Consider the following 20,796-nt stretch of genomic DNA (forward strand, 5'->3'; position numbering starts at 1 on the left):
CTAGTCCAGTTGCGTGATTGGTCTGGTCCATGGCGGTGACGTTTGTCGCCATTGCGCCGCAGCTGGGAGGTTTGCTCCTTCCCGGCCTTCTCCCTTTCTCATGCCCCGTCCGGGGCCAGTACCACCGACCGGGTCAGGTTCCGGGGCCGGTCCGGGTCCAGCCCGCGGGCCTCGGCGATCGCCAGCGCCAGACGCTGTGCCCGGACGAGGTCGGCCAGCGGGTCGATGCCGTCCGCGCCGGAACCGGCCACCAGTAGGGCGCCGGTCGCCCCGACCTGCGCGGCCAGGCCCTCCGGGAGGTCGCCGAAGACGACCACCGCGCGGCCGGGGGCGGCGATGCTGATCGGCCCGTGCCGGTACTCCATCGCCGGGTAGGCCTCCGTCCAGGACAGCGAGGCCTCACGCATCTTGAGCGCGGCCTCCTGGGCCAGGCCGCCCGTCCAGCCGGTGCCGAGGAAGGAGAACTGCTCGCTGCCGACGAGCTGCGGGGGCAGCGCGGCCTCCACCGCGGCGAGCGCGTCGTCGGCGGCCCGGGCCACGGTTCGGACGCCGGGCGGCAGGGCGCCCTCGTTCTCCAGGTGGGCGCGGAGCAGGGCGAGCGTCGTGGTCGCGAAGCGGGTCTGCACCACCGACCGCTCGTCCGCGAAGCCGAGGTCGACCACCGCCCCGGCGACCCCGGTGATCGGCTGCGAGACGTCCGCGGTGATCGCCGTGGTCGGCGCCTTCGCCTGTCGCAGCAGGTCCAGCACCTCGGTGGTGGTGCCCGAGCGGCTGATCGCCAGCACCCGGTCGTAGCGGCGCTCGTGCGGGAACTCGGAGGCGGCGAAGGCGTCGGTCTCGCCGTGGCCGCCGGCCTCCCGCAGGGCGGCGAACGCCTGGGCCATGAACCAGGACGTGCCGCAGCCGACGACGGCCACCCGCTCCCCGTGCTGCGGCAGGGCGGCGGGCGACTCGGCGGCCAGGGCCGCCGCCGTGCGCCAGTCGGCGGGCTGGGTGGCCAGCTCCTCGGCGGTGAGGGATGGCTGGGGCATGGAGCGGCTCCTCGGGCTGATGCGCCGGAACGGACCGGAACTGCGTGAAGATGATTGATTTATAGCCCTTTCGCGCAGCAATGCGCAACGGTGGCTCCGGTGCGTCGCCGAAATCCGGCCTTCGCCCGGGCGCGGCGCCGCGCCGGTGTGCAAAGCTGTGCAGGCTTCGCGCAGGTGCGCGCAGCGGTCGGATCAGGTAGGGAGGGCGGCGCGCGGTGTCCAGGTACGAGCGGTGGAACGCACTGCTGGAGCTGCTGGCCGAGCACGGTCGGCTGGAGGTCGAGGAGGCCGCCGAGGCCCTGCAGGTCTCCGCCGCGACCATCCGTCGAGACCTGGACCAGCTGGCCCGCCAGCAGATGGTCACCCGCACCCGTGGCGGCGCCGTCGCCCACCACGTCTCCTACGACCTGCCACTGCGCTACAAGACAGCCCGGCACGCCGACGCCAAGCAGCGCATCGGCGCCGCGGTGGCCGGCCTGGTCGCGCCCGGCGAGGTGGTCGGCCTCAACGGCGGCACCACCACCACCGAGGTCGCCCGGGCGCTCGCCGTCCGGCCCGACCTGACCGAGCCCGCGGAGGGCGGCGGGCAGGGCCTCACCGTGGTCACCAACGCCCTCAACATCGCCAACGAGCTGACGGTCCGTCCGCAGGTGAAGATCGTGGTCACCGGCGGTGTCGCTCGCCCGCAGTCCTACGAGCTGATCGGCCCGCTGGCCGGCCTGCTGCTGGGCGAACTCGCCCTGGACGTCACGGTGCTCGGCGTGGACGCGATCGACGTCGAGCACGGCGCGACCGCCCACCACGAGGGCGAGGCCGGGGTGAACCGGCTGCTCGCCGAGCGCGCCCGTCGGGTGGTCGTCGCCGCCGACTCCTCCAAGCTGGGCCGCCGCGCCTTCGCCCGGATCTGTGGCCTGGACGCGATCGACACCCTGGTCACCGACTCCGCGGCCGACGAGGAGCTGACGCGGGCGTTCACGGAGGCCGGCGTCCAGGTGATCGCCGTCTGAACCGCCACGCGGAATGCCCGGATCTGCCCGGTTCCGATTGCAGCCGGTGCAACGAGGTCTGACACTTCGATAACTACCGCGCGAACAGGTCTGGACCACACCGGCGGACGCTTGGGAGGGTGGCGCAGCTTCCCCTTCCGAAGGCGGTCCCGCGTGAACACCCTCACCCGCACGAACCCGCTCCGCTCCTGTCGCACCCTGCTGCCCGCACTCGCCCTCGTCCTCGCCACCGGCTGCAGCACCCTCGGCTCCGGCGACGGCGGCGGAGACGTCACCCTGCGCCTGGTCGCCGCCGACTACGGCGACAACGAGGTCAACAGCACCTCGCACTTCTGGGACGACGTGATCCACCGCTTCGAGGAGGCCAATCCCGGCGTCAAGGTCGAACTCGACCTGCAGAGCTGGAACGACATCGACAAGCGGGTCGCCCAGCTGATCGCCTCCGGCCACACCCCCGACCTCGTGCAGACCGGCGGCTTCGCCGACCAGGTCGCCGCCGACCGGCTCTACCCGGCCACCGAGGTCCTCTCCATCGACACCCAGGCCGGCATGATCGACGCCTTCTCACGCGCCGGCCAGGTCCTCGGAAGCCAGTACGGCATCCCGTTCGTCGCCTCGACCCGGGTCTTCTTCTACAACAAGGCGGTCTTCGCCAAGGCCGGCATCACCGCCCCGCCCACCACCTGGGACGAACTGCGCAAGGACGCCGAACTCATCAGGGCCAAGGTGCCCGGGGTCACCCCGTACGCGCTGCCGCTCGGCCCGGAGGAGGCCCAGGCCGAATCCATGATCTGGGCCATGGGCGGGGGCGGCGGCCTCGCCGACAACGCCGGCAACTACACCTTCGACTCCCCGCAGAACCGGGCCACCTTCGCCTGGCTGCGCACCAACCTGGTCGACAAGCACCTCACCTACGCCGACCCGGCCGCGACCGACCGCAAGACCGCCTTCAGCGACTTCGCGGCGGGCAAGGTCGCGATGCTCAACGGCCACCCCGGCCTGGTCGCCAAGGCCACCGCCGCGAAGATCGACTACGGCACGGCGGCGATCCCGCGCAAGGACTCCTCGGTCAAGCCGGCCACCTTCGGCGTGGCCGACTGGATGATGGCCTTCAAGGCCAACGGCCACCGCACCGAGATCAAGAAGTTCCTCGGCTTCCTCTACCGCACCGACAACCAGCTCGCCTTCGACGAGCAGTACAACCTGCTGCCGGTCACCCAGGAGACCCGCACCGAGATGACCGGCAGCGGCCGCCACCGCGACCTCGCCGAATTCCTCAACGCCCTGCCGACCGCCAACTTCTACCCCTACGGCGACCCGTCCTGGGACAAGGTCAGCGGCCTGGTGAAGCAGCAGATCGGCGCCGCGGTGAAGCGCGACGGCAACGACGCGCTCGCCGCCCTGCAGACCGCCGCCGCCACCGAGGCGGGCCGCAGCCGGCGCTGAGCACGGGACGGCTCAGGGCAGCGTGATCGCGTACGCCTTGCGCAGGGTCTCGTGCACCGTCCAGGTCGTCCGGTCGCCTGCGTGCAGGACGGCCGCGTCGCCCGGGCCGACCTCCAGGACCGGGCCGCCCTCGACCTCGATGGTGGCCCGGCCGCTCACCACCACGAACAGCTCGTCCGCCTCGGTGTCGGTCACCGTGCCCGGGGTGATCTGCCACAGGCCGCGCAGCTGCCGGCCGTCCGGTGAGGACCACAGCACCTTGCCGGTCACCTCGGGCGAACCGGCGACGATCTGGTCGGGGTCGAGCGGATCGGGTTCCAGCTCGGCGTCGGGGATGTGCACGGCGAAGGTCATGCCACGACGCTAGCCGGGCCGGGCCCCCGGACGGGGTCGGCAGAGTGTGTCGCACCGGCCGGGCAGAATGACACCTCGTAAGAGGAGGTGGACGATGGCCCCCCTGACCGAGCGGGACCGCGCGGTGCTCGCCCTGGAGGCCCGGCCCTGGCGCACCGCCGGCGCCAAGGAGCGGGCGATCCGCGTCGAGCTGGACGTCTCCGCGACCCGCTACTACCAGCTGCTCAACGCCCTGCTGGACAATCCGGAGGCGCTCGCCGCCGACCCGGTGCTGGTCAACCGGCTGCGCCGGATCCGTGAGCGGCGGCGCGCCGAGCGCTGACGGTGTCCGGCGCCCGAGCCTGGGTACCGTCCCGGACATGGGCATTCCTGAGCAGTTCACACCGAGCACGGCCGCCGGGCGGGACGGTCTGGCGGCGCTGCTGGCCGCACCCGGCGAGGCCGTGGTAGCCCTCGACTTCGACGGGACGCTGGCCCCGATCGTCGCCGACCCGACCACCGCCCGGGCACACCCCGAGGCCGCCGTCGTGCTGGCCGCGCTGGCCCCCCGGGTCGGCGCGGTGGCCGTGGTCACCGGCCGCCCCGCGGCGGACGCGGTCGCCTTCGGCGGCTTCGACGGTGTCCCGGGGCTGGAGCACCTGACCGTGCTCGGCCAGTACGGCGCCGAGCGCTGGGACGCGCACACCGGGGCGCTCACCGCCCCCGAGCCGCCGCCCGGCGTCGCCGCCGCCCGCGCCGCACTGCCCGCCCTGCTGGCCCGCGAGGGCGCCCCCGAGGGCACCTGGACGGAGGACAAGGGCCGCGCGCTCGCCGTGCACACCCGCCGCACCGCCGAACCGCAGCCCGCCATGGACCGGCTGCGCGCCCCGCTGGCCGCCTTCGCCGCCGAGCACGGGCTCGTCGTCGAACCCGGCCGGTTCGTGCTGGAGCTGCGCCCGCCCGGCGTCGACAAGGGCGGCGCCCTGGAGGCCTTCCTCGCCGAGCGGTCCGCCCGCACGGTGCTCTACGCCGGCGACGACCTCGGCGACCTGGCCGCCTTCGCCGCCGTCGAGAAGCGCCGCGGCGAGGGCCTGTCCGGCCTGCTCGTCTGCAGCGGCCCGACCACCGGCGAGGCGCCGGTGCGCGAACTGGCCGACCGGGCGGACCTCGTCGTCCCGGGCCCGGCCGGCCTGGTGGAGCTGCTGGCGGCCCTCGCCGAGGAACTGGGCGCTGAGAGGTAGCGCCCCTGAGTGGTCAGCCATGTGCCTCGGGTGTCAGCCGAGGGCGTTGAGCTGGTCGAGGAACCACTGCTGCGGAGGCAGCGCGGTGGCCGCTGCGGTGAGCCGCTTGGTGCGGTCGGCGCGCTCCTCCGCAGGCATGGTCAGCGCCCGGTGCAGCGCGTCCGCGGTGGCGATCACGTCGTACGGGTTGACCGTGATCGCGTCCTCGGCGAGTTCCGCGTACGCGCCCGCCTCGCGGGAGAGCACCAGGGCGCAGCCCGCGTCGGAGACCACCGGGACCTCCTTGGCGACCAGGTTCATGCCGTCCCGGATCGGGTTGACCAGCGCCACGTCGGCCAGCCGGTAGGCCGCCAGCGACCGCGGGAAGTCGTCGTTGACGTGCAGGATCAGCGGCTGCCAGTCGGCCGTGGCGAACTCGTCGGTGATCTCCCGGGCGATCCGCTGCACCGCCGCCGTGTACTCGCGGTACTCCGGCAGGTCGTGCCGGGAGGGGTAGGCGAAGGCGATGTGGACGACCCGCTCCAGCCACTCGGGCCGGCTGCGCAGCAGGTGCCGGTAGGCGAGCAGGCCGCGGACGATGTTCTTGCTGAGTTCGGTGCGGTCGACCCGGACGATCGTCCGCCGGTCGCCCACCGCCTCGCGGAGCGCCGCCAGCCGGGCGTCCACGTCCGGCCGGTGCGCGCGCTCGCGCAGGAAGTCGGCGTCGGCGCCGAGCCCGTGCACGCCCAGGCGCGTGGTGCGCCCGTCGTGGGTGACGGTGCGGGCCGCGCGGTCCACGGTGGCGCCGAGCACCGCCTCGCAGCAGTCGGCGAAGGCGAGCGCCCACCGTTCGGTGAGGAAGCCGGCCCGGTCGGCGCCCAGGATGCCGGCGAGCACCTCGGCGGCGACGTCGTCGGGCAGCAGGCGGTAGTACTCCGGCGGCGCCCACGGGGTGTGCGAGAAGTGCCCGATCCGCAGGTCCGGCCGGAGCGCGCGGAGCAGCGCCGGGGCGAGCGACAGGTGGTAGTCCTGCACCAGGACGGCGGCGCCGGGGGCGGCCTCGGCGGCCAGCGCCTCGGCGAAGGCGGTGTTGTACGCGGTGTAGGACTCCCACTCGCGCCGGAACCGGTCGTCGAAGACGGGGCTGACCGGGGTGTCGTACAGCAGGTGGTGGACGAACCACAGGGTGGAGTTGGCGATGCCGTTGTAGGCGCGGGCGAAGGTGCCGGGCTCGATGTCCAGCATCCGGACGGCCTGTCCGCCGACGTCGTGGCCGGCCAGGTCGAGCCGCCCGTCCGGGGCCTGCCGGGCGGCCTGCCGGTCGGCGTCGCCGAGGGCGGCGCAGACCCAGACCGCCGACGGGTCGGCGATCGCGGAGAGCCCGGACACCAGGCCGCCGCCGCCTCTCTTCAGGGTGAGCGTGCCGTCGTCCCCGCTGCTGAAGGACACCGGGCCGCGGTTCGAGGCCACCAGGACGGGGGCGGCGCCGGACTGCTGCGTGCGTTCGAACGCGAGATCGGCCATATCCCCTAGCTTGCCGCGCGACCGCCGCGGCAAACCATCCGGCGGCCGCGGCGGGTGCCGCTCAGCGCTCCCGGTACTCGGGCACGGTGCGCATCGGCGGCCGCTCCAGGGCGGTCACCTCGTGGGTGTGCGCGGTGAAGCCGGCTGTGCCCGGATCGCGGCTGAACTGGGTGAGCAGCGGGTGCACCAGGTCCTCGCCGGCCTTCAGCCGGTGGGTGCGGTCCAGCCGCTCCAGGGCGGTGCGGTAGATCGTGGCGGCCATCCGCCCGAGCGCCTGCCCGTCCTGGTGGCGGTGGTGCCGGACCCCGACGTCGACCTGGGCCAGCGCGTCCAGCCCGACCGCCTCCAGAGCGTCCACCAGCAGCCCGAGCTCCACCCCGTACCCGGTCGGGAAGGGCAGCCGCTCCAGCAGCGAGCGGCGGGCCGCGTACTCGCCGCCGAGCGGCTGGACGAAGCCGGCCAGCTGCGGCCAGTGCAGGTTGATCAGCGGGCGGGCGACGAGCTCGGTCACCCGACCGCCGCCGGCCGGTACCACCGCGCCCGCGGTCTCCAGCGGCCGGTCGTACATCGCCTTGACCAGCTGCAGCCCGGGGTCGGTGAGCAGCGGCCCGACGATCCCGGTGACGAAGGCCGGGTCGAACTCGCGCAGGTCCGCGTCGACGAAGCAGACCACCGCGCCGGAGGTGGCCAGCAGCGACCGCCAGAGCACCTCGCCCTTGCCGGGGGCGGCCGGCAGCCGGGGCAGGAGGTCGTCGCGGTGCACCACTCGGGCGCCGGCCGCCCGGGCGATCTCGGCCGTCCGGTCGACCGAGCCCGAGTCCACCACGACCAGCTCGTCGACCAGCGGGTGACGCTCCATCAGCTCGGTGCGGACGGTGGCGACGATCTCCCCGACGGTGGGCTCCTCGTCGAGGGCGGGCAGCACCACGCTGACCGTTCCCGCGCTCCCCGCCGCCCGCTTGGCGGCGAGCAGCCGCTCCACCGGGTAGTCGGCCGCCGCCCAGGAGCGGCGACGCAGCCAGGACGCGACCTCGGGGAGCACGTCGGGACGGGGCTGCTCGGTCACGGTCTCGCTCCTCGTAACTTCCATCTCGCGGATCGGACGCCGCCTTTCGGCGCCGGTGCCTTCGGATACAGTCTTCGTACTGCGGTCGCGCCTTCGCACGCCGGGGTCGCCGCAGCGCACAACACACAACTTCACAGAGCTCATCCAGAGGGACTGAGGGAACGGCCCGTCGACGTCCCGGCAACCTTCTCGCGTGGCGGTCGCAGGCCCCCGCGGGACAGGTGCCAATTCCGGCCTGTGGCGCAACCGCGCCACGGGGAAGATGAGGAGAGAGGCCTCCGCCAGCATGGCTACCGCTACCCCTGCACCCGCTGCCACCGTCGACCTCGGTCCGGCCGCAGCCCTTTCCTGTCGCGAGTGCGGCACCCGCTTCCCGCTCGGCCCGAGCTTCGCGTGCCTCGAGTGCTTCGGCCCGCTGGAGATCGCGTACGACTACTCCGGCTACGACGCCGCCGAACTCCGCAAGCGCATCGAGGCCGGCCCGGCCAGCATCTGGCGCTACGCCCCGCTGCTGCCGGTGCCCGCCGACGTGGCCGGCAAGCCCAACCTCAACCCGGGCTGGACCCCGCTGGTCAAGGCCGACAACCTGGGCCGTGAGCTCGGCTTCACCGCCCAGCTGCACGTCAAGGACGACTCCGGCAACCCGACACACTCCTTCAAGGACCGCGTGGTCGCCTGCGCCATCGAGGCCGCCCGCGCCTTCGACTTCACCACCCTGTCCTGCTCGTCCACCGGCAACCTGGCCGGCGCGGTCGGCGCGGCCGCCGCCCGGGCCGGCTTCAAGTCCTGCGTGTTCATCCCGCACGACCTGGAGCAGGGCAAGATCGTCATGGCCGGCGTGTACGGCGGCGCCCTGATCGGCATCGACGGCAACTACGACGACGTGAACCGCTTCTGCTCCGAGCTGATCGGCGACCCGGCCGGCGAGGGCTGGGGCTTCGTCAACGTCAACCTCCGCCCGTACTACGGCGAGGGTTCCAAGACGCTGGCCTTCGAGATCTGCGAGCAGCTCGGCTGGCGGCTGCCCGAGCAGATCGTGATCCCGATCGCCTCCGGCTCGCAGCTCACCAAGATCGACAAGGGCCTGCAGGAACTGATCAAGCTCGGCCTGGTCGAGGACCGCCCGTACAAGATCTTCGGCGCCCAGGCCGAGGGCTGCTCCCCGATCTCCGCCGCCTTCAAGGCCGGCCACGACGTGATCCGCCCGGTCAAGCCGCAGACCATCGCCAAGTCCCTGGCGATCGGCAACCCGGCCGACGGCCCGTACGTGCTCGACATCGCCCGCCGCACCGGCGGTGCGGTCGAGGACGTCACCGACGCCGAGGTGGTGGCCGCCATCAAGCTGCTGGCGCGCACCGAGGGCATCTTCGCCGAGACCGCCGGCGGCGTGACCGTCGGCGTCCTGAAGAAGCTGGTCGAGACCGGGCAGCTGGACCCGTCGAAGGAGACCGTGGCCATCAACACCGGCGACGGCCTGAAGACCCTCGACGCGGTCGCCGACTCCGGCCTGACCGCCACCATCCGCCCGACGCTGGAGTCCTTCCGCGCCGCCGGCCTCGCCTGAGCAGCCAACCCCTTCCGCCAAGGAGCACGCCCATGAGCGCCACCGTCCGCATCCCGACCATCCTGCGCACCTACACCGGCGGTGCGGCCGAGGTGACCGCCGAGGGCGACACCCTGGCCGCCGTCGTGGCCGACCTGGAGCAGAACCACACCGGCATCTCCGCCCGCATCCTGGACGACGCCGGCAAGCTCCGCCGCTTCGTCAACGTCTACGTGAACGACGACGACGTGCGCTTCGCCGAGGGCCTGGAGACGGCGATCAAGGACGGCGCCACGGTGTCGATCATCCCCGCGGTGGCCGGCGGCTGCTGAGCCCCGCACCCTGCCCGCGGCGAGCCGCCGCCGGGACCGGAATCCTATTTTCCGGTCCGGCGGCGGCTCTCGCCGTGTCGGGTGGAAAAAGCACCGCCTGACGGGGAGTAGAGTTCGGGGCGGTGGCAGTGCTCCCCTCCGCGCCGCCCATTCTGATCAGCGGTAATACCAGGAATGGCGCACCCCGGCCCGGGCGGCTGGATCGTGTGCGCAAGGCTCTGGCGCCGATCGTCGGCCACGTCCGCCCGCTGAGACGGGAAGCGGACGGCACGGGAGCGAACCTGTCAGGCAAGTGTCAGAATTCCTGCGGCAATATGTCGTTTTCTGCCCGTTATGTCCGGCGTGAAATGCCGAGATCGGGCACTTTCATCCCGTCATATCCCTTGGTGCAGCCCGGGATTTCCCCGAAGTTGACCCTGTTGCACAGGGCACCTGTCCGGATACATTCAGCCGCGGTCGACGCATTCACCCGTCCGTCGGGCCCGTACCGGGGCCCCGGGCGGTGGTCTGCGGCGTGCACGGCTGTGCCCAGGGGGGGTTCCCTCGGGCCGGCCCACCGGACCTGGGCCCGCAAAGACTGCGGACCCGTGAATGGCCAGCACAGCACAAGGGGAGTTCGGAATGGCTCAGGGCACCGTCAAGTGGTTCAACGCGGAGAAGGGCTACGGCTTCATCGCGGTCGACGGTGGTGCGGACGTGTTCGTCCACTACAGCGCGATCCAGATGGACGGCTACCGCACCCTCGAGGAGGGCCAGCGGGTCGAGTTCGAGATCTCCCAGGGGCAGAAGGGGCCGCAGGCGGACATGGTTCGCGCCGCTGCGGGCTGACCTTCGACCTGCGGAGCCCTCGGCTCGTCACGAGCTGGTCGGCGACTTTCTTCGCGCCAGGCCCGTACGACACGTCGTACGGGCCTGCGTCATGTCCGGAACCGGTGCGGCCGTTCCGCCGGGACACGGCGATCGGGCTTGCACTCGCCACCCGTGAGTGCTAATCATTGGCGTTAGCACTCACAGCTTGAGAGTGACAAGCGGACCGGGTCGGTGAGGCCCCGTCGAGCGGTAGGGGAAAGGACCCCCGCTCACAGGGCCGTCCGTCGCGGGCACCTCTGGTCCGAGCAGTCGACCGTGTCCCGGAGGACCACTTCAGATGGCCAAGATCATCGCTTTTGATGAGGAAGCTCGCCGCGGCCTTGAGCGCGGCATGAACCAGCTTGCCGACGCCGTCAAGGTCACGCTCGGCCCCAAGGGCCGCAACGTCGTCCTTGAGAAGAAGTGGGGCGCCCCCACGATCACCAACGACGGTGTCTCCATCGCCAAGGAGATCGAGCTCGAGGACCCGTACGAGAAGATCGGCGCGGAGCTCGTCAAGGAGGTCGCCAAGAAGACCGACGACGTCGCGGGTGACGGCACCACCACCGCCACCGTGCTCGCCCAGGCGCTCGTCCGCGAGGGTCTGCGCAACGTCGCCGCCGGCGCCAACCCGATGGCCCTGAAGCGCGGCATCGAGAAGGCCGTCTCGGCCGTCTCCGACCAGCTGCTCGCCCAGGCCAAGGACGTGGAGACCAAGGAGCAGATCGCCTCCACCGCCTCCATCTCGGCCGCCGACACCCAGATCGGCGAGCTCATCGCCGAGGCCATGGACAAGGTCGGCAAGGAAGGCGTCATCACCGTCGAGGAGAGCAACACCTTCGGTCTGGAGCTCGAGCTCACCGAGGGCATGCGCTTCGACAAGGGCTACATCTCCGCGTACTTCGCCACCGACCTGGAGCGCATGGAGACCAGCTTCGAGGACCCGTACATCCTCATCGCCAACTCCAAGATCTCCTCGGTCAAGGACCTCCTCCCGCTGCTGGAGAAGGTCATGCAGAGCGGCAAGCCGCTCGTCATCATCGCCGAGGACGTCGAGGGCGAGGCCCTGTCGACCCTGGTCGTGAACAAGATCCGCGGCACCTTCAAGTCCGTCGCCGTCAAGGCCCCGGGCTTCGGCGACCGCCGCAAGGCCATGCTCGGCGACATCGCCATCCTCACCGGCGGCACCGTCATCTCCGAGGAGGTCGGCCTCAAGCTGGAGAACGCGGGCCTCGACCTGCTGGGCACCGCCCGCAAGGTGGTCATCACCAAGGACGAGACCACCATCGTCGACGGTGGCGGCGACAGCGACCAGGTCGCCGGCCGCGTGAACCAGATCCGCGCCGAGATCGAGAACAGCGACTCGGACTACGACCGCGAGAAGCTCCAGGAGCGCCTCGCCAAGCTGGCCGGCGGCGTGGCCGTCATCAAGGCCGGCGCGGCCACCGAGGTCGAGCTCAAGGAGCGCAAGCACCGCATCGAGGACGCCGTCCGCAACGCGAAGGCCGCCGTCGAGGAGGGCATCGTCGCCGGTGGTGGCGTCGCGCTGCTGCAGGCCGGTGTCGCGTTCGACAAGCTGGAGCTCGAGGGCGACGAGGCCACCGGTGCCAACATCGTCCGCGTGGCGCTCGAGGCCCCGATCAAGCAGATCGCGACCAACGCCGGCCTCGAGGGCGGCGTCGTGGTGGAGAAGGTGCGCAACCTCCCCGCCGGCCACGGCCTGAACGCCGCGACCAACGAGTACGTCGACCTCATCGCCGCGGGCATCATCGACCCGGCCAAGGTCACCCGCTCCGCGCTGCAGAACGCCGCCTCCATCGCGGCGCTCTTCCTCACCACCGAGGCCGTCATCGCCGACAAGCCGGAGAAGGCCTCCGCGGCCGCCGGCGGCGGCATGCCGGGCGGTGACATGGACTTCTGATCCTCCCGAGGATCAGCGGACCAGGAACGCTCTGCGAGGGCGGTCTCCCCACACGGGGAGGCCGCCCTCGCGGCATTCCCGCACCGCTCACTCGTTCGTGGGACGCTGAGCCCATGACGGAATGGGGCACCTCGGACGGTCCGTACAGTGACGACCACGAGCGTCGAACGGGAGACAGGAGGTCGGCGGTGACTGCGATGTCGGTCGAGCCGGGGCGTCAGTGGGACTACCTGCTGAACACCTGGCTGGAGCTGGACGTCCCCGAGGGCTGGCGCGCGGAGATCGACGAGGGGGAGATCCGCTTGGTGCCGCCGCCCAACGTGGGCCACAACGTGATTGCCGGAAAGGTGCACCGGGCGCTGCTCGCGTGCCTGCCGCCCGAGGTGGGCGTCTACCAGACCCTGGGCACGGAGATCGTCCCGCTGGAGAAGCTGTACGTGCCCGACCTGGTGGTGGTGGACGATGCGCGCCTGGTGGAGCAGGAGGCGTCGATCGATGCGTCCGGCCTGCTGATGGCGGTGGAGATCACCTCGAAGCGGACCGCCCGGCTCGACCGCACCAAGAAGCTCTGGGCGTACGGCCACGCGCCCGTCCCGATCTTCCTGCTGGTCGACCGCTTCGACGAGGAAGGGCCGACGGTCACGCTGTTCTCCGAACCGGATCAGGGGCGGTACCAGCGGGGTGTCCGCACGCCCTTCGGGCAGCCGGTCGCGTTGCCCGCGCCGTTCGCGATCGAGCTGAGCACGGAAGGGTTCCCGGCCGCCAAGTGACCTGCGGGAGAATGGGCGGATGGCCAGCTCTGAGATCGAAGCCGCCCTGCACGGCGCCCGTGCACTGATCCTCGCCGACCTGACCGCCCGGGACGTGGCGGACGCCGCGGTGGTGTCGCTGGTGGAGGACGCCGTGACGCACCGGCGGTGGTGGCTCGAGCAGTGGCCGGACGGCACCGAGTTCGTGCTCGGGCTGGTCGCCCAGGACGTGCAGGACGCGCTGCTGGAGGCGTACGGGCGCTGGCCGCTGTGCGCCGACTGCGCCGCCGAGGACGATCCGCACGCGCTCAGCGTGGAGCCGGAACTCGGCCCCGACCCGCACTGGGTGTGCGGCAAGCGCGGCGTGGTGGTGGCCCCGGTCGGAGAGCTGTCGTGATCCTCGTCGACCCGCCCAGCTGGCCCGGCCACGGGAAGTTCTGGTCGCACCTGGTCAGCGACGTCAGCTACGAGGAACTGCACGCCTTCGCCGCGGAGCTGGGCGCGCCCGCCCGCGGCTTCGAGCGCGACCACTACGACATACCGGCGGACTGGTACGAGCGGGCCGTGGCCCTCGGCGCCCGGCCGGTCGGCAGCAAGGAGCTGGTCGCCCGGCTCACCGCCGCCGGCCTGCGCCGCCGCAAGGTCAGCTCTCCAGGCTCCTGAGCTCCGCCGCGAGGTTGGCCCGGGCGGCGGCGTCGAACCGGGCCAGCGCCTCCGGTGTGCGGTAGAGCGCGGGCAGTTCCAGCAGCTGCCGCAGGATCGCCGCCCGCCCGGCCCGGAAGGCCTCTTCCGGGACGAAGCCGTACTCCTCGCGCACGGCCGCCGTGTACGCCGCGTACCGGTCCGGGTCGGTGCCGAGGATCGCGAGGTCCGCGTCGCAGAGCACCTCGCCGTTGCGGTCGCCGCTCTCGCAGCCGTGACCTGCCGTCAGCCGTACCAGTCGGGCGGTCTCGTCGACCAGTTCCTCGGCCAGTCCGGCCTCGCGCAGTGCCCGGACGGCGAGTTGGGCGCTGCGTTCCTCGTTCTCCGAGCGGTCCGGGCGGTAGACCGCGTCGTGGAACCAGGCGGCCAGCCGCACCGCGTCGGCGTTCTCGGCCCGTCCGGCCAGCGCGTCCACGTGGTCGAGCACGGCGGTCAGGTGCGCCACGGTGTGGTACCGCCGCTGCGGCTCGGACCACCGGGCCAGCAGGTCCCGCCCGTACGGCTCCGGGTCTGCCGCCGCCCCGCAGCGGCGCAGCAGTTCGTTCCAACGGTCCAGCAGCGCATCGGTCATGACACCCATTCTGCGCCCGGCCCGATTCCACCGGTTCGCCGGACACCATAAGTCGGCGACCGGTATATGTAGTCGACATGACGGAACGAAGCATGCAGGAGCCCACGCTGCTCCTGCTCACCGCGCTCGCGGACGCCCCGCGACACGGGTACGCGCTGATCCAGGAGATCGCCGCGATCTCCGGCGGCCGGGTCCGGATGCGCACCGGCACCCTGTACGGCGCCCTCGACCGCCTGCTGCTGCAGGGGCTGATCGAGGTCGAGCGCGAGGAGGTGGTCGACGGCCGGGCCCGCCGCAGCTATGCGCCACCGGCGCCGGCCGGGAGGTGCTGGCCGCCGAGGCCGAGCGGCTGCGGGCCGTGGCCGCCGAGGCGGAGCGCCGGATGGCGGCCGCCCGCCCCAAGAGCAGCCCGCGCGCCAAGGGGGTCTTCGCGTGACGACACGTCTGCTCTCCGCCGCGCTGCGGCTCTACCCCGCCGCCTACCGCGCCGGCCGCGGCCCGGAGCTCGCCGCCGTCTATGCCGACACCACGGCCGGCGCCGGACGCCTCGCCGCCGCCCGTGAGCTGGCCGGCATAGCCGGGTACGGTCTGCGGCTGCGGACCGGGCTCACCTCGGCCGCACCCGGCGGGCGGTTGCTGGCCGTCGCCGCACCGCTGGTCCTGGCGGCGGGGGCCGGGACGGCGCTGCCCGACCTGCTGCTGCCGGTGCTGAGCAATCCGTGGCGGCACGGGCTCGACACCCAGATGCTGCTGTTCGTGCTCATCGCCGCCGGGCAGTTCGCGGCCGCCGTCGCAGGGCTCGCCGGACGGTGGACACTCGCCCGGTTCCTCGTGCTGCCGGCCGTGTTGGGCGCGCTCGGCGTGGCGTACCTCCGGATCGCCCAGATGCTGAGTCCGGCCTTCCCCGGGTCCTCCTTCGGCGCGGTCGTGTGGCTCGGGTCGACCCTCCTGCCGCCGCTGATCTGGTCCGTCTTCGTGCTGGCCGCGCCGCCCGATCTGCTGCCCCGGGCGTCCGCCCGACGCGGGTTCGGTGCCGCGGCCCTCGCCGTCGGCGCACTGGTGCTGTACTCCGGCTCCGGCCTGTTCATGCACGGCAGCTCGGAGATGTTCCTCGTGGTGCCGCTGGTCTCCGCGGGGCTGATGGCGCTCGGGCTGGCGGCCGCCGCCCGCGGCCACCACCTGCCGGTCGCCGTCGTCCTGGCACTGCTGCCGGGGATGGTCGGCGAGAACCTGGGACGGATGTACGTGATGTTCGGCGATCTGCAGGCGTCGGTGCTGGTGCTCGTCGCCGCCGTGGGCTTCGTCGCGTCCGTGGCCCTGCTGATCCGCCGCGGCCGTTCCGCGGAGCTGCCCCCGGCCGTCGGCTGACCGATCGGGGAGGGGGGCTCGCCCAGCGGGCCCCCCGTGTGGCAGGGTACGCATATGTCTAGACCAATTGTCGAAGTCATCGCGCTGACCGCCCAGGATGCCCGGGCCGCCGAGTCCGGCGGTGCCGACCGCTTGGAGCTGGTCACCGACATGGCCGCGGACGGGCTCACCCCGTCCGCGGCCGGCTTCGCCGAGATCCGGGCGGCGGTCTCCCTGCCGCTGCGGGTGATGCTGCGCATCCGCGACGGCTTCACCCCCGGCGACCTGGACGACCTGCTCGCCCGCACGGCCGTGCTGCGGGCCGAGGGCGCCGAGGAGTTCGTCTTCGGCTTCCTGGGCGCGGACGGCGCCGTCGACCTGGCGGCCACCGCCGCGGTCGCGGAGGCCGTGGCGGGCTGCCCGTGGACCTTCCACCGCGCGCTCGACCACAGCGCCGACCGGGCCGCCGTCCGGGCCGCGGTGGCCGGGCTGCCCGGCCTGGACACCTTCCTCACCTCCGGCGCCCCGGCCGGCGTCGACGCCGGACAGGGCGTGCTGGAGGGCGAGATCGGCAAGGCGGGCGAGCCCGGCTACGCACAGCGCATCCTGGTCGGCGGCGGCCTGCGCGCCGAGCACGTGCCCGGCCTCAAGGCCGCCGGCTTCGACGCCTTCCACATCGGCGGCGCCGCCCGCGTGGACGGCTGGTCCACCCCGGTCGACCCCGCCAAGGTCGCCTCCTGGCGCGCCCTGGCCGACGCCTGACACCCCGGCTCCGCAGCGGTGATCCACCCGGGCCGGGGCGGCCGGGCGCCGCTCAGCCGAGCTGGTCCGGCAGCGGCGCCGAGTGCAGGACGTACAGCCCGGAGACCGCCCGGGTGAGGGCGACGTACAGCCGGCGCAGCCCGGTCCGCTCGTCGGGTTCGCCGGCCACCACGTCGGCGGGCTCGTCCAGCACCACGTAGTCGTACTCGAGGCCCTTGGCCAGTGAGGCGGGCACCAGGGTCAGCCGGGACTCGGCGGTGGTCTCGGTACCGGGCTCGACGAAGGACAGGCCGGCCGCGGCCAGCGCCTCGGCGAACAGCGGGATGCGGGAGTCCGCGGCGATCAGGCCGGTCGAGCCCTCGTGGCCGAGCGCCGCCCGGCAGGCCGCCACCACCTCGGCGACCTGGTTGCCGTCGACCCGGCGGACCGTCAGCGAGCCGGGCGCGTCGCGGACGGAGGTGGCGGGCGCCAGCCCGGGCGCGATGGCGGGCAGCAGCCGCGAGGCGTACGCGATGACCTCCTCCGGCACCCGGAAGCCCTGGGTGAGCTCCTCGATGTGCGCTCCCGGCTTGCCCAGGTGGTGCAGCGCCTCCGTCCAGCCGGCGGTCGCCCACGGGGTGGTGCCCTGGGCGAGGTCGCCGAGGACGGTCGCCGAGCCGGTCGAGCAGCGGCGGCCCACCGCGCGGTACTGCATCGGCGACAGGTCCTGGGCCTCGTCGAGCACCACGTGGCCGAGCGAGGCGGTGCGCTGCACCAGGTCGGCGGCCTCGTCCACCAGGACCGCGTCCGCCGCCGACCAGCGGGCCGTCCTCGGCGAGCGGGCCGGCTTCTCCCAGCGGACGGCCCGCTGCTCCTCCTCGGTCAGCACGCCGTCCGCGCACTGCGCGAGGAACTCCGCGTCCGACAGCAGCCGGTGCACCAGCTTCACCGGGTCGACCGGAGGCCAGCACTCCTTGACCGCCGCCTTGACCGCCGCGTTGCGGGCCACCGCGTCCTGCACCCGGTCGTCCGGCGCCTCACCGGACTGCTCCATCTTCACCAGGACGGCGTGCGCGATCCGCTGCGGAAGCGCCTCCCTCGCGGCCCCGTAGCGGATCTCCCTGCCCTGCAACTCCTCGATGATCTCGGTGAGTTCGTGCACCGGCACCCGCCAGCGCCGGGCGCCGCGGACGACCACGCACGGTTCGGCGGGCAGCGTGACACCCGAGCGCACCGCCCGGCGCAGCACCTCCGCCATCCGGGCGTCGCCCTTCACCAGTGCCGCCTCGGCGGAGTCCTCGCCGCGCACCTCGACGTGTCCCACCAGCTGCTGCACGGTCGCCTGGGCGACGTCCAGCTCGCCGAGCGCGGGCAGCACCTGCTCGATGTACTGCAGGAAGGAGCTGTTCGGGCCGATCACCAGCGTGCCGGTGCGGGCCAGCCGCTCCCGGTGCGCGTACAGCAGGTAGGCGACGCGGTGCAGGCCGACGGCGGTCTTCCCGGTGCCCGGGGCGCCCTGGACGCAGACCGTGCCCGTGATGTCGGCCCGGACGATCTCGTCCTGCTCGGGCTGGATGGTGGCGACGATGTCGCGCATCGGACCGACGCGCGGCTTCTCGATCTCCGCCGCGAGGAGCGCCGAGCGGGTGTCGTCCTCGGCCGGGTCGGTCAGGTGCTCGTCCTCGTACGCCGTCAGCTCGCCCGCCGTGTAGCCGAACCGGCGGCGCCGTTCGACGTCCATCGGGTCCTTGCGGCTGGCCCGGTAGAACGGCTGCGAGACCGGCGCCCGCCAGTCGATCACCATCGGGTCGCCGTCGGCGTCGTGGACGTGCCGGCGGCCGATGTAGAACTGCTCGCCGGTGCCGCCCTCGGCGAGCTCCTCGCTGATCGCGTGCAGGTAGTCCAGGCGGCCGAAGAACAGCGGGGTGTGCGCCAGGTCGGCCAGTGCGGCGATCCGCTGCTGGATCTGGTTGTGCAGGACGGCGGCCGACACCCAGGTGCCGGTCACGTCGCGGAGGTCCAGCGACTCGACGTCCTCGCGCATGGCGCGCAGCGCGGCGCGCGAGGAGGTCAGGTGGTCCCGCTCGCGCTGCAGCGGATCCGTATCGGCGGCGTCGGTGGTGGGGGAGTGCACGGCGAACCTTCCCGGCTGCCCCGCCCGTACGGCGGGCCGTACGGGGGCAGCGGACTCATCGTTTGGGCCACGGCAGAAGGACACCGGCCGGTTGCCGACCGGCCGGACCTCCCCCGGCTGCCGCACGACGGGGCACCACGGTTCGGGAGGGGGCAGACCGGCGATCATAGACCGCTCCCCGCGGCCGCACCAATCATTTCGCACACTTCCGGTCCGGTGGCGGTCTCGGGGTCGTCACCCCCGAACCTCGGGGTCGCCCTACGCCTTGAGGACGACACCCGCGGCCCGCGGAAACGGACTTCGGGCCGATGCGCTCGGATGGCCGAAAACCTACGGTGGAGGCATGAGAGAGAGAACCCGCCACACCGCCGACCATCCGTCCGCCGACCGCACCGCCCCGGCCGGCCCCCGCCACCGCAGCCCGGTGGCGAAGGCCGTCCGCAACGTCGGCATCGTGCTCGACACCGCCGCCCGCGTCGTCTTCCTCGGCCGCGACGGCGTCTCCTACTGACCCGGCCCGCCGCTCCTCGCTCGGGGGCGACCGCCCGGATGCTGTCCGCTCAGATGTCGTCCGCGTCGACGATCCGGTACGCGTAGCCCTGCTCGGCCAGGAAGCGCTGCCGGTGCGCCGCGAAGTCCTGGTCCACGGTGTCCCGCGCGACCACCGAGTAGAAGTGGGCCATGTGCCCGTCCGCCTTGGGCCGCAGCACCCGGCCGAGCCGCTGCGCCTCCTCCTGGCGGGAGCCGAACGTCCCCGACACCTGGATGGCCACGGTGGCCTCCGGCAGGTCGATCGAGAAGTTCGCCACCTTGGAGACCACCAGCACGGAGATCTCCTTGTTCCGGAACGCGTCGAACAGCTTCTCGCGCTGGGCGTTGGTCGTCTCGCCCTTGATCACCGGGGCTTCGAGCACCTCGCCCAGCTCGTCCAGCTGGTCGATGTACTGGCCGATGATCAGCGTCTGGTCCTTCTCGTGCTTGCGGACCAGTGACTCCACCACCCGCCGCTTGGTCGCCGTGGTGGAGCAGAACCGGTACCGCTCCTCCGGCTCGGCGGTCGCGTACGCCAGCCGCTCCGAGTCGGAGAGCGTCACCCGCACCTCCACGCAGTCCGCGGGCGCGATGTAGCCCTGCGCCTCGATCTCCTTCCACGGCGCGTCGAACCGCTTGGGGCCGATCAGCGAGAACACGTCGCCCTCGCGGCCGTCCTCGCGCACCAGGGTCGCCGTCAGGCCGAGCCGGCGACGGGCCTGCAGGTCCGCGGTGAACTTGAAGACCGGGGCCGGCAGCAGGTGCACCTCGTCGTACACCACCAGGCCCCAGTTGCGGGCGTCGAACAGCTCCAGGTGCGGGTAGACGCCCTTCCGGCGGGTCGTCATCACCTGGTAGGTGGCGATGGTGACCGGGCGGATCTCCTTGCGGGTGCCGCTGTACTCGCCGATCTCGTCCTCGGTCAGCGAGGTGCGCTTCACCAGCTCGTGCTTCCACTGCCGGGCCGAGACCGTGTTGGTCACCAGGATCAGCGTGGTCGACTTGGCCTCCGCCATCGCCGCCGCGCCGACCAGCGTCTTGCCCGCGCCGCAGGGCAGCACCACCACACCGCTGCCGCCGTGCCAGAAGCCCTCGACCGCCTGCTTCTGGTACGGGCGCAGCTGCCAGCCGTCCTCGTGCAGGTCGATCGGGTGGGCCTCGCCGTCCACGTAGCCGGCGTGGTCCTCGGCGGGCCAGCCGAGCTTCAGCAGCGCCTGCTTGATCTGGCCGCGCTCCGAAGGGTGCACCACCACGGTGTCCGGGTCGATCCGGGCGCCGACCAGCGGGGCGATCTTCTTGGAGCGGAGCACCTCCTCCAGCACCGGCCGGTCGGTGGTGGACAGGACCAGCCCGTGCACCGGGTGCTTCTGCAGCTGCAGCCGGCCGTAGCGGGCCATGGTGTCGGCGATGTCCACCAGCAGGGCGTGCGGCACCGGGTAGCGCGAGTGGCTCACCAGGGCGTCCACCACCTGCTCGGCGTCGTGGCCGGCCGCCCGGGCGTTCCACAGGCCGAGCGGTGTCACCCGGTAGGTGTGCACGTGCTCGGGGGCGCGCTCCAGCTCGGCGAACGGGGCGATCACCCGCCGGCAGTCCGCCGCTCTCGGGTGGTCGATCTCCAGCAGCAGCGTCTTGTCGCTCTGGACGATCAGCGGTCCGTCGTTCACGCGGGCAACCCCTCCGTGTGTCGTGTCGCAGACTTTCCAGTGTCCCGCACCCGGGCGGTTCCGGGTGACCGGGCGGGGTCGGCCT

At 72.7% G+C, this 20,796-nt stretch carries 21 protein-coding genes, 1 pseudogene and 1 riboswitch; of the genes and pseudogenes, 15 read left to right on the forward strand and 7 right to left on the reverse strand.

Features of this window, described 5'->3' with window-relative positions; translation table 11 throughout:
* Positions 1-98: 98 nt before the first annotated feature.
* Positions 99-1,031 (reverse strand): SIS domain-containing protein, encoded by a 933-nt coding sequence (locus AB0P35_RS07825; RefSeq protein WP_363507863.1) that lies wholly within the window; start codon positions 1,029-1,031, stop codon positions 99-101.
* Positions 1,032-1,246: 215 nt separating this feature from the next.
* On the opposite strand from AB0P35_RS07825, the gene AB0P35_RS07830 reads away from it, so the two are divergent.
* Complete coding sequence (locus AB0P35_RS07830; RefSeq protein ID WP_095873589.1) at positions 1,247-2,038, forward strand: DeoR/GlpR family DNA-binding transcription regulator; 792 nt, start codon at positions 1,247-1,249, stop codon at positions 2,036-2,038.
* Positions 2,039-2,191: 153 nt separating this feature from the next.
* The gene (locus AB0P35_RS07835; protein ID WP_363507866.1) at positions 2,192-3,484 is read left to right on the forward strand and encodes an extracellular solute-binding protein; all 1,293 of its coding nucleotides are present in this window, start codon (positions 2,192-2,194) and stop codon (positions 3,482-3,484) included.
* 12 nt (positions 3,485-3,496) lie between these two features.
* Here the strand turns inward: AB0P35_RS07835 and AB0P35_RS07840 are convergent, their stop codons facing one another.
* Positions 3,497-3,838 carry a cupin domain-containing protein gene (locus AB0P35_RS07840; protein WP_095873588.1) on the reverse strand — a complete coding sequence of 114 codons (342 nt, stop codon included), beginning with the start codon at positions 3,836-3,838 and terminating at the stop codon, positions 3,497-3,499.
* A 94-nt stretch (positions 3,839-3,932) separates the two neighbouring features.
* Between AB0P35_RS07840 and AB0P35_RS07845 the strand changes: the two genes are divergently transcribed.
* Both AB0P35_RS07845 and otsB read left to right on the forward strand, forming a co-directional pair.
* The gene (locus AB0P35_RS07845; protein WP_363507868.1) at positions 3,933-4,160 is read left to right on the forward strand and encodes a DUF3263 domain-containing protein; all 228 of its coding nucleotides are present in this window, start codon (positions 3,933-3,935) and stop codon (positions 4,158-4,160) included.
* 37 nt (positions 4,161-4,197) lie between these two features.
* Complete coding sequence (gene otsB, locus AB0P35_RS07850; RefSeq protein WP_363507871.1) at positions 4,198-5,058, forward strand: trehalose-phosphatase; 861 nt, start codon at positions 4,198-4,200, stop codon at positions 5,056-5,058.
* A gap of 33 nt (positions 5,059-5,091) precedes the next feature.
* Here otsB and AB0P35_RS07855 read toward each other — a convergent pair whose 3' ends face one another.
* Entirely contained in the window at positions 5,092-6,561 is a 1,470-nt protein-coding gene (locus tag AB0P35_RS07855; RefSeq protein WP_095873586.1) for a trehalose-6-phosphate synthase, read from the reverse strand.
* A gap of 61 nt (positions 6,562-6,622) precedes the next feature.
* Positions 6,623-7,603 carry a glucosyl-3-phosphoglycerate synthase gene (locus AB0P35_RS07860; protein WP_363508134.1) on the reverse strand — a complete coding sequence of 327 codons (981 nt, stop codon included), beginning with the start codon at positions 7,601-7,603 and terminating at the stop codon, positions 6,623-6,625.
* Positions 7,604-7,764: 161 nt separating this feature from the next.
* A riboswitch (SAM riboswitch) is annotated at positions 7,765-7,896 on the forward strand.
* Between the two features lie 17 nt (positions 7,897-7,913).
* Here AB0P35_RS07860 and thrC point away from each other — a divergent pair.
* The 7 genes from thrC to AB0P35_RS07895 all read left to right on the forward strand — a co-directional run bounded on the left by thrC (position 7,914) and on the right by AB0P35_RS07895 (position 13,684).
* Positions 7,914-9,191: a threonine synthase gene (gene thrC, locus AB0P35_RS07865; protein ID WP_363507875.1), complete on the forward strand. Its 1,278-nt coding sequence runs from the start codon at positions 7,914-7,916 to the stop codon at positions 9,189-9,191.
* Between the two features lie 32 nt (positions 9,192-9,223).
* A complete protein-coding gene (locus AB0P35_RS07870) occupies positions 9,224-9,502 on the forward strand; it encodes a MoaD/ThiS family protein (protein ID WP_095873584.1) in 279 nt (92 codons plus the stop codon).
* Positions 9,503-10,123: 621 nt separating this feature from the next.
* A complete protein-coding gene (locus AB0P35_RS07875; RefSeq protein WP_030235075.1) occupies positions 10,124-10,330 on the forward strand; it encodes a cold-shock protein in 207 nt (68 codons plus the stop codon).
* Between the two features lie 319 nt (positions 10,331-10,649).
* Positions 10,650-12,272, forward strand: a complete 1,623-nt coding sequence (gene groL, locus AB0P35_RS07880; protein WP_095873583.1) for a chaperonin GroEL — start codon at positions 10,650-10,652, stop codon at positions 12,270-12,272.
* Positions 12,273-12,469: 197 nt separating this feature from the next.
* Positions 12,470-13,042: a Uma2 family endonuclease gene (locus tag AB0P35_RS07885; protein ID WP_363508137.1), complete on the forward strand. Its 573-nt coding sequence runs from the start codon at positions 12,470-12,472 to the stop codon at positions 13,040-13,042.
* A gap of 19 nt (positions 13,043-13,061) precedes the next feature.
* Positions 13,062-13,418, forward strand: a complete 357-nt coding sequence (locus AB0P35_RS07890; RefSeq protein WP_363507879.1) for a hypothetical protein — start codon at positions 13,062-13,064, stop codon at positions 13,416-13,418.
* Positions 13,415-13,684 carry a DUF4031 domain-containing protein gene (locus tag AB0P35_RS07895; protein WP_095873580.1) on the forward strand — a complete coding sequence of 90 codons (270 nt, stop codon included), beginning with the start codon at positions 13,415-13,417 and terminating at the stop codon, positions 13,682-13,684. Before AB0P35_RS07890 ends, AB0P35_RS07895 begins: the two co-directional genes overlap by 4 nt.
* Here AB0P35_RS07895 and AB0P35_RS07900 read toward each other — a convergent pair.
* A complete protein-coding gene (locus AB0P35_RS07900; RefSeq protein ID WP_363507882.1) occupies positions 13,665-14,294 on the reverse strand; it encodes a hypothetical protein in 630 nt (209 codons plus the stop codon). The genes AB0P35_RS07895 and AB0P35_RS07900 overlap by 20 nt on opposite strands.
* 77 nt (positions 14,295-14,371) lie before the next feature.
* On the opposite strand from AB0P35_RS07900, the pseudogene AB0P35_RS07905 reads away from it, so the two are divergent.
* From AB0P35_RS07905 to AB0P35_RS07915, 3 genes and pseudogenes are all read left to right on the forward strand, one after another.
* Positions 14,372-14,730, forward strand: a pseudogene (locus AB0P35_RS07905) (PadR family transcriptional regulator).
* Complete coding sequence (locus AB0P35_RS07910; RefSeq protein WP_363507885.1) at positions 14,727-15,662, forward strand: hypothetical protein; 936 nt, start codon at positions 14,727-14,729, stop codon at positions 15,660-15,662. Before AB0P35_RS07905 ends, AB0P35_RS07910 begins: the two are co-directional and overlap by 4 nt.
* Positions 15,663-15,716: 54 nt before the next feature.
* Positions 15,717-16,403 (forward strand): copper homeostasis protein CutC, encoded by a 687-nt coding sequence (locus AB0P35_RS07915; protein WP_363507888.1) that lies wholly within the window; start codon positions 15,717-15,719, stop codon positions 16,401-16,403.
* Positions 16,404-16,455: 52 nt separating this feature from the next.
* Here the strand turns inward: AB0P35_RS07915 and AB0P35_RS07920 are convergent, their stop codons facing one another.
* Positions 16,456-18,516: an ATP-binding domain-containing protein gene (locus AB0P35_RS07920; protein ID WP_363507891.1), complete on the reverse strand. Its 2,061-nt coding sequence runs from the start codon at positions 18,514-18,516 to the stop codon at positions 16,456-16,458.
* Between the two features lie 343 nt (positions 18,517-18,859).
* Here AB0P35_RS07920 and AB0P35_RS07925 point away from each other — a divergent pair, with 343 nt between their 5' ends.
* Positions 18,860-19,027, forward strand: a complete 168-nt coding sequence (locus tag AB0P35_RS07925) for a hypothetical protein (protein WP_363507894.1) — start codon at positions 18,860-18,862, stop codon at positions 19,025-19,027.
* A gap of 49 nt (positions 19,028-19,076) precedes the next feature.
* Here AB0P35_RS07925 and AB0P35_RS07930 read toward each other — a convergent pair whose 3' ends face one another.
* Entirely contained in the window at positions 19,077-20,711 is a 1,635-nt protein-coding gene (locus AB0P35_RS07930; protein WP_095873575.1) for a DNA repair helicase XPB, read from the reverse strand.
* Between the last annotated feature and the right edge of the window lie 85 nt (positions 20,712-20,796).

The sequence above is a fragment of the Kitasatospora sp. NPDC085879 genome (assembly GCF_040686255.1).
Classification (GTDB): domain Bacteria; phylum Actinomycetota; class Actinomycetes; order Streptomycetales; family Streptomycetaceae; genus Kitasatospora.

Excerpts from the sequence above, each read along its gene's own strand:
- AB0P35_RS07825 (WP_363507863.1), bottom strand. The coding sequence starts at position 1,031 with ATGCCCCAGCCATCCCTCACCGCCGAGGAGCTGGCCACCCAGCCCGCC.
- AB0P35_RS07840 (WP_095873588.1), bottom strand. The coding sequence starts at position 3,838 with ATGACCTTCGCCGTGCACATCCCCGACGCCGAGCTGGAACCCGATCCG.
- AB0P35_RS07845 (WP_363507868.1), top strand. The coding sequence starts at position 3,933 with ATGGCCCCCCTGACCGAGCGGGACCGCGCGGTGCTCGCCCTGGAGGCC.
- otsB (WP_363507871.1), top strand. The coding sequence starts at position 4,198 with ATGGGCATTCCTGAGCAGTTCACACCGAGCACGGCCGCCGGGCGGGAC.
- AB0P35_RS07855 (WP_095873586.1), bottom strand. The coding sequence starts at position 6,561 with ATGGCCGATCTCGCGTTCGAACGCACGCAGCAGTCCGGCGCCGCCCCC.
- thrC (WP_363507875.1), top strand. The coding sequence starts at position 7,914 with ATGGCTACCGCTACCCCTGCACCCGCTGCCACCGTCGACCTCGGTCCG.
- AB0P35_RS07870 (WP_095873584.1), top strand. The coding sequence starts at position 9,224 with ATGAGCGCCACCGTCCGCATCCCGACCATCCTGCGCACCTACACCGGC.
- AB0P35_RS07875 (WP_030235075.1), top strand. The coding sequence starts at position 10,124 with ATGGCTCAGGGCACCGTCAAGTGGTTCAACGCGGAGAAGGGCTACGGC.
- groL (WP_095873583.1), top strand. The coding sequence starts at position 10,650 with ATGGCCAAGATCATCGCTTTTGATGAGGAAGCTCGCCGCGGCCTTGAG.
- AB0P35_RS07885 (WP_363508137.1), top strand. The coding sequence starts at position 12,470 with ATGTCGGTCGAGCCGGGGCGTCAGTGGGACTACCTGCTGAACACCTGG.
- AB0P35_RS07890 (WP_363507879.1), top strand. The coding sequence starts at position 13,062 with ATGGCCAGCTCTGAGATCGAAGCCGCCCTGCACGGCGCCCGTGCACTG.
- AB0P35_RS07900 (WP_363507882.1), bottom strand. The coding sequence starts at position 14,294 with ATGACCGATGCGCTGCTGGACCGTTGGAACGAACTGCTGCGCCGCTGC.
- AB0P35_RS07915 (WP_363507888.1), top strand. The coding sequence starts at position 15,717 with ATGTCTAGACCAATTGTCGAAGTCATCGCGCTGACCGCCCAGGATGCC.
- AB0P35_RS07925 (WP_363507894.1), top strand. The coding sequence starts at position 18,860 with ATGAGAGAGAGAACCCGCCACACCGCCGACCATCCGTCCGCCGACCGC.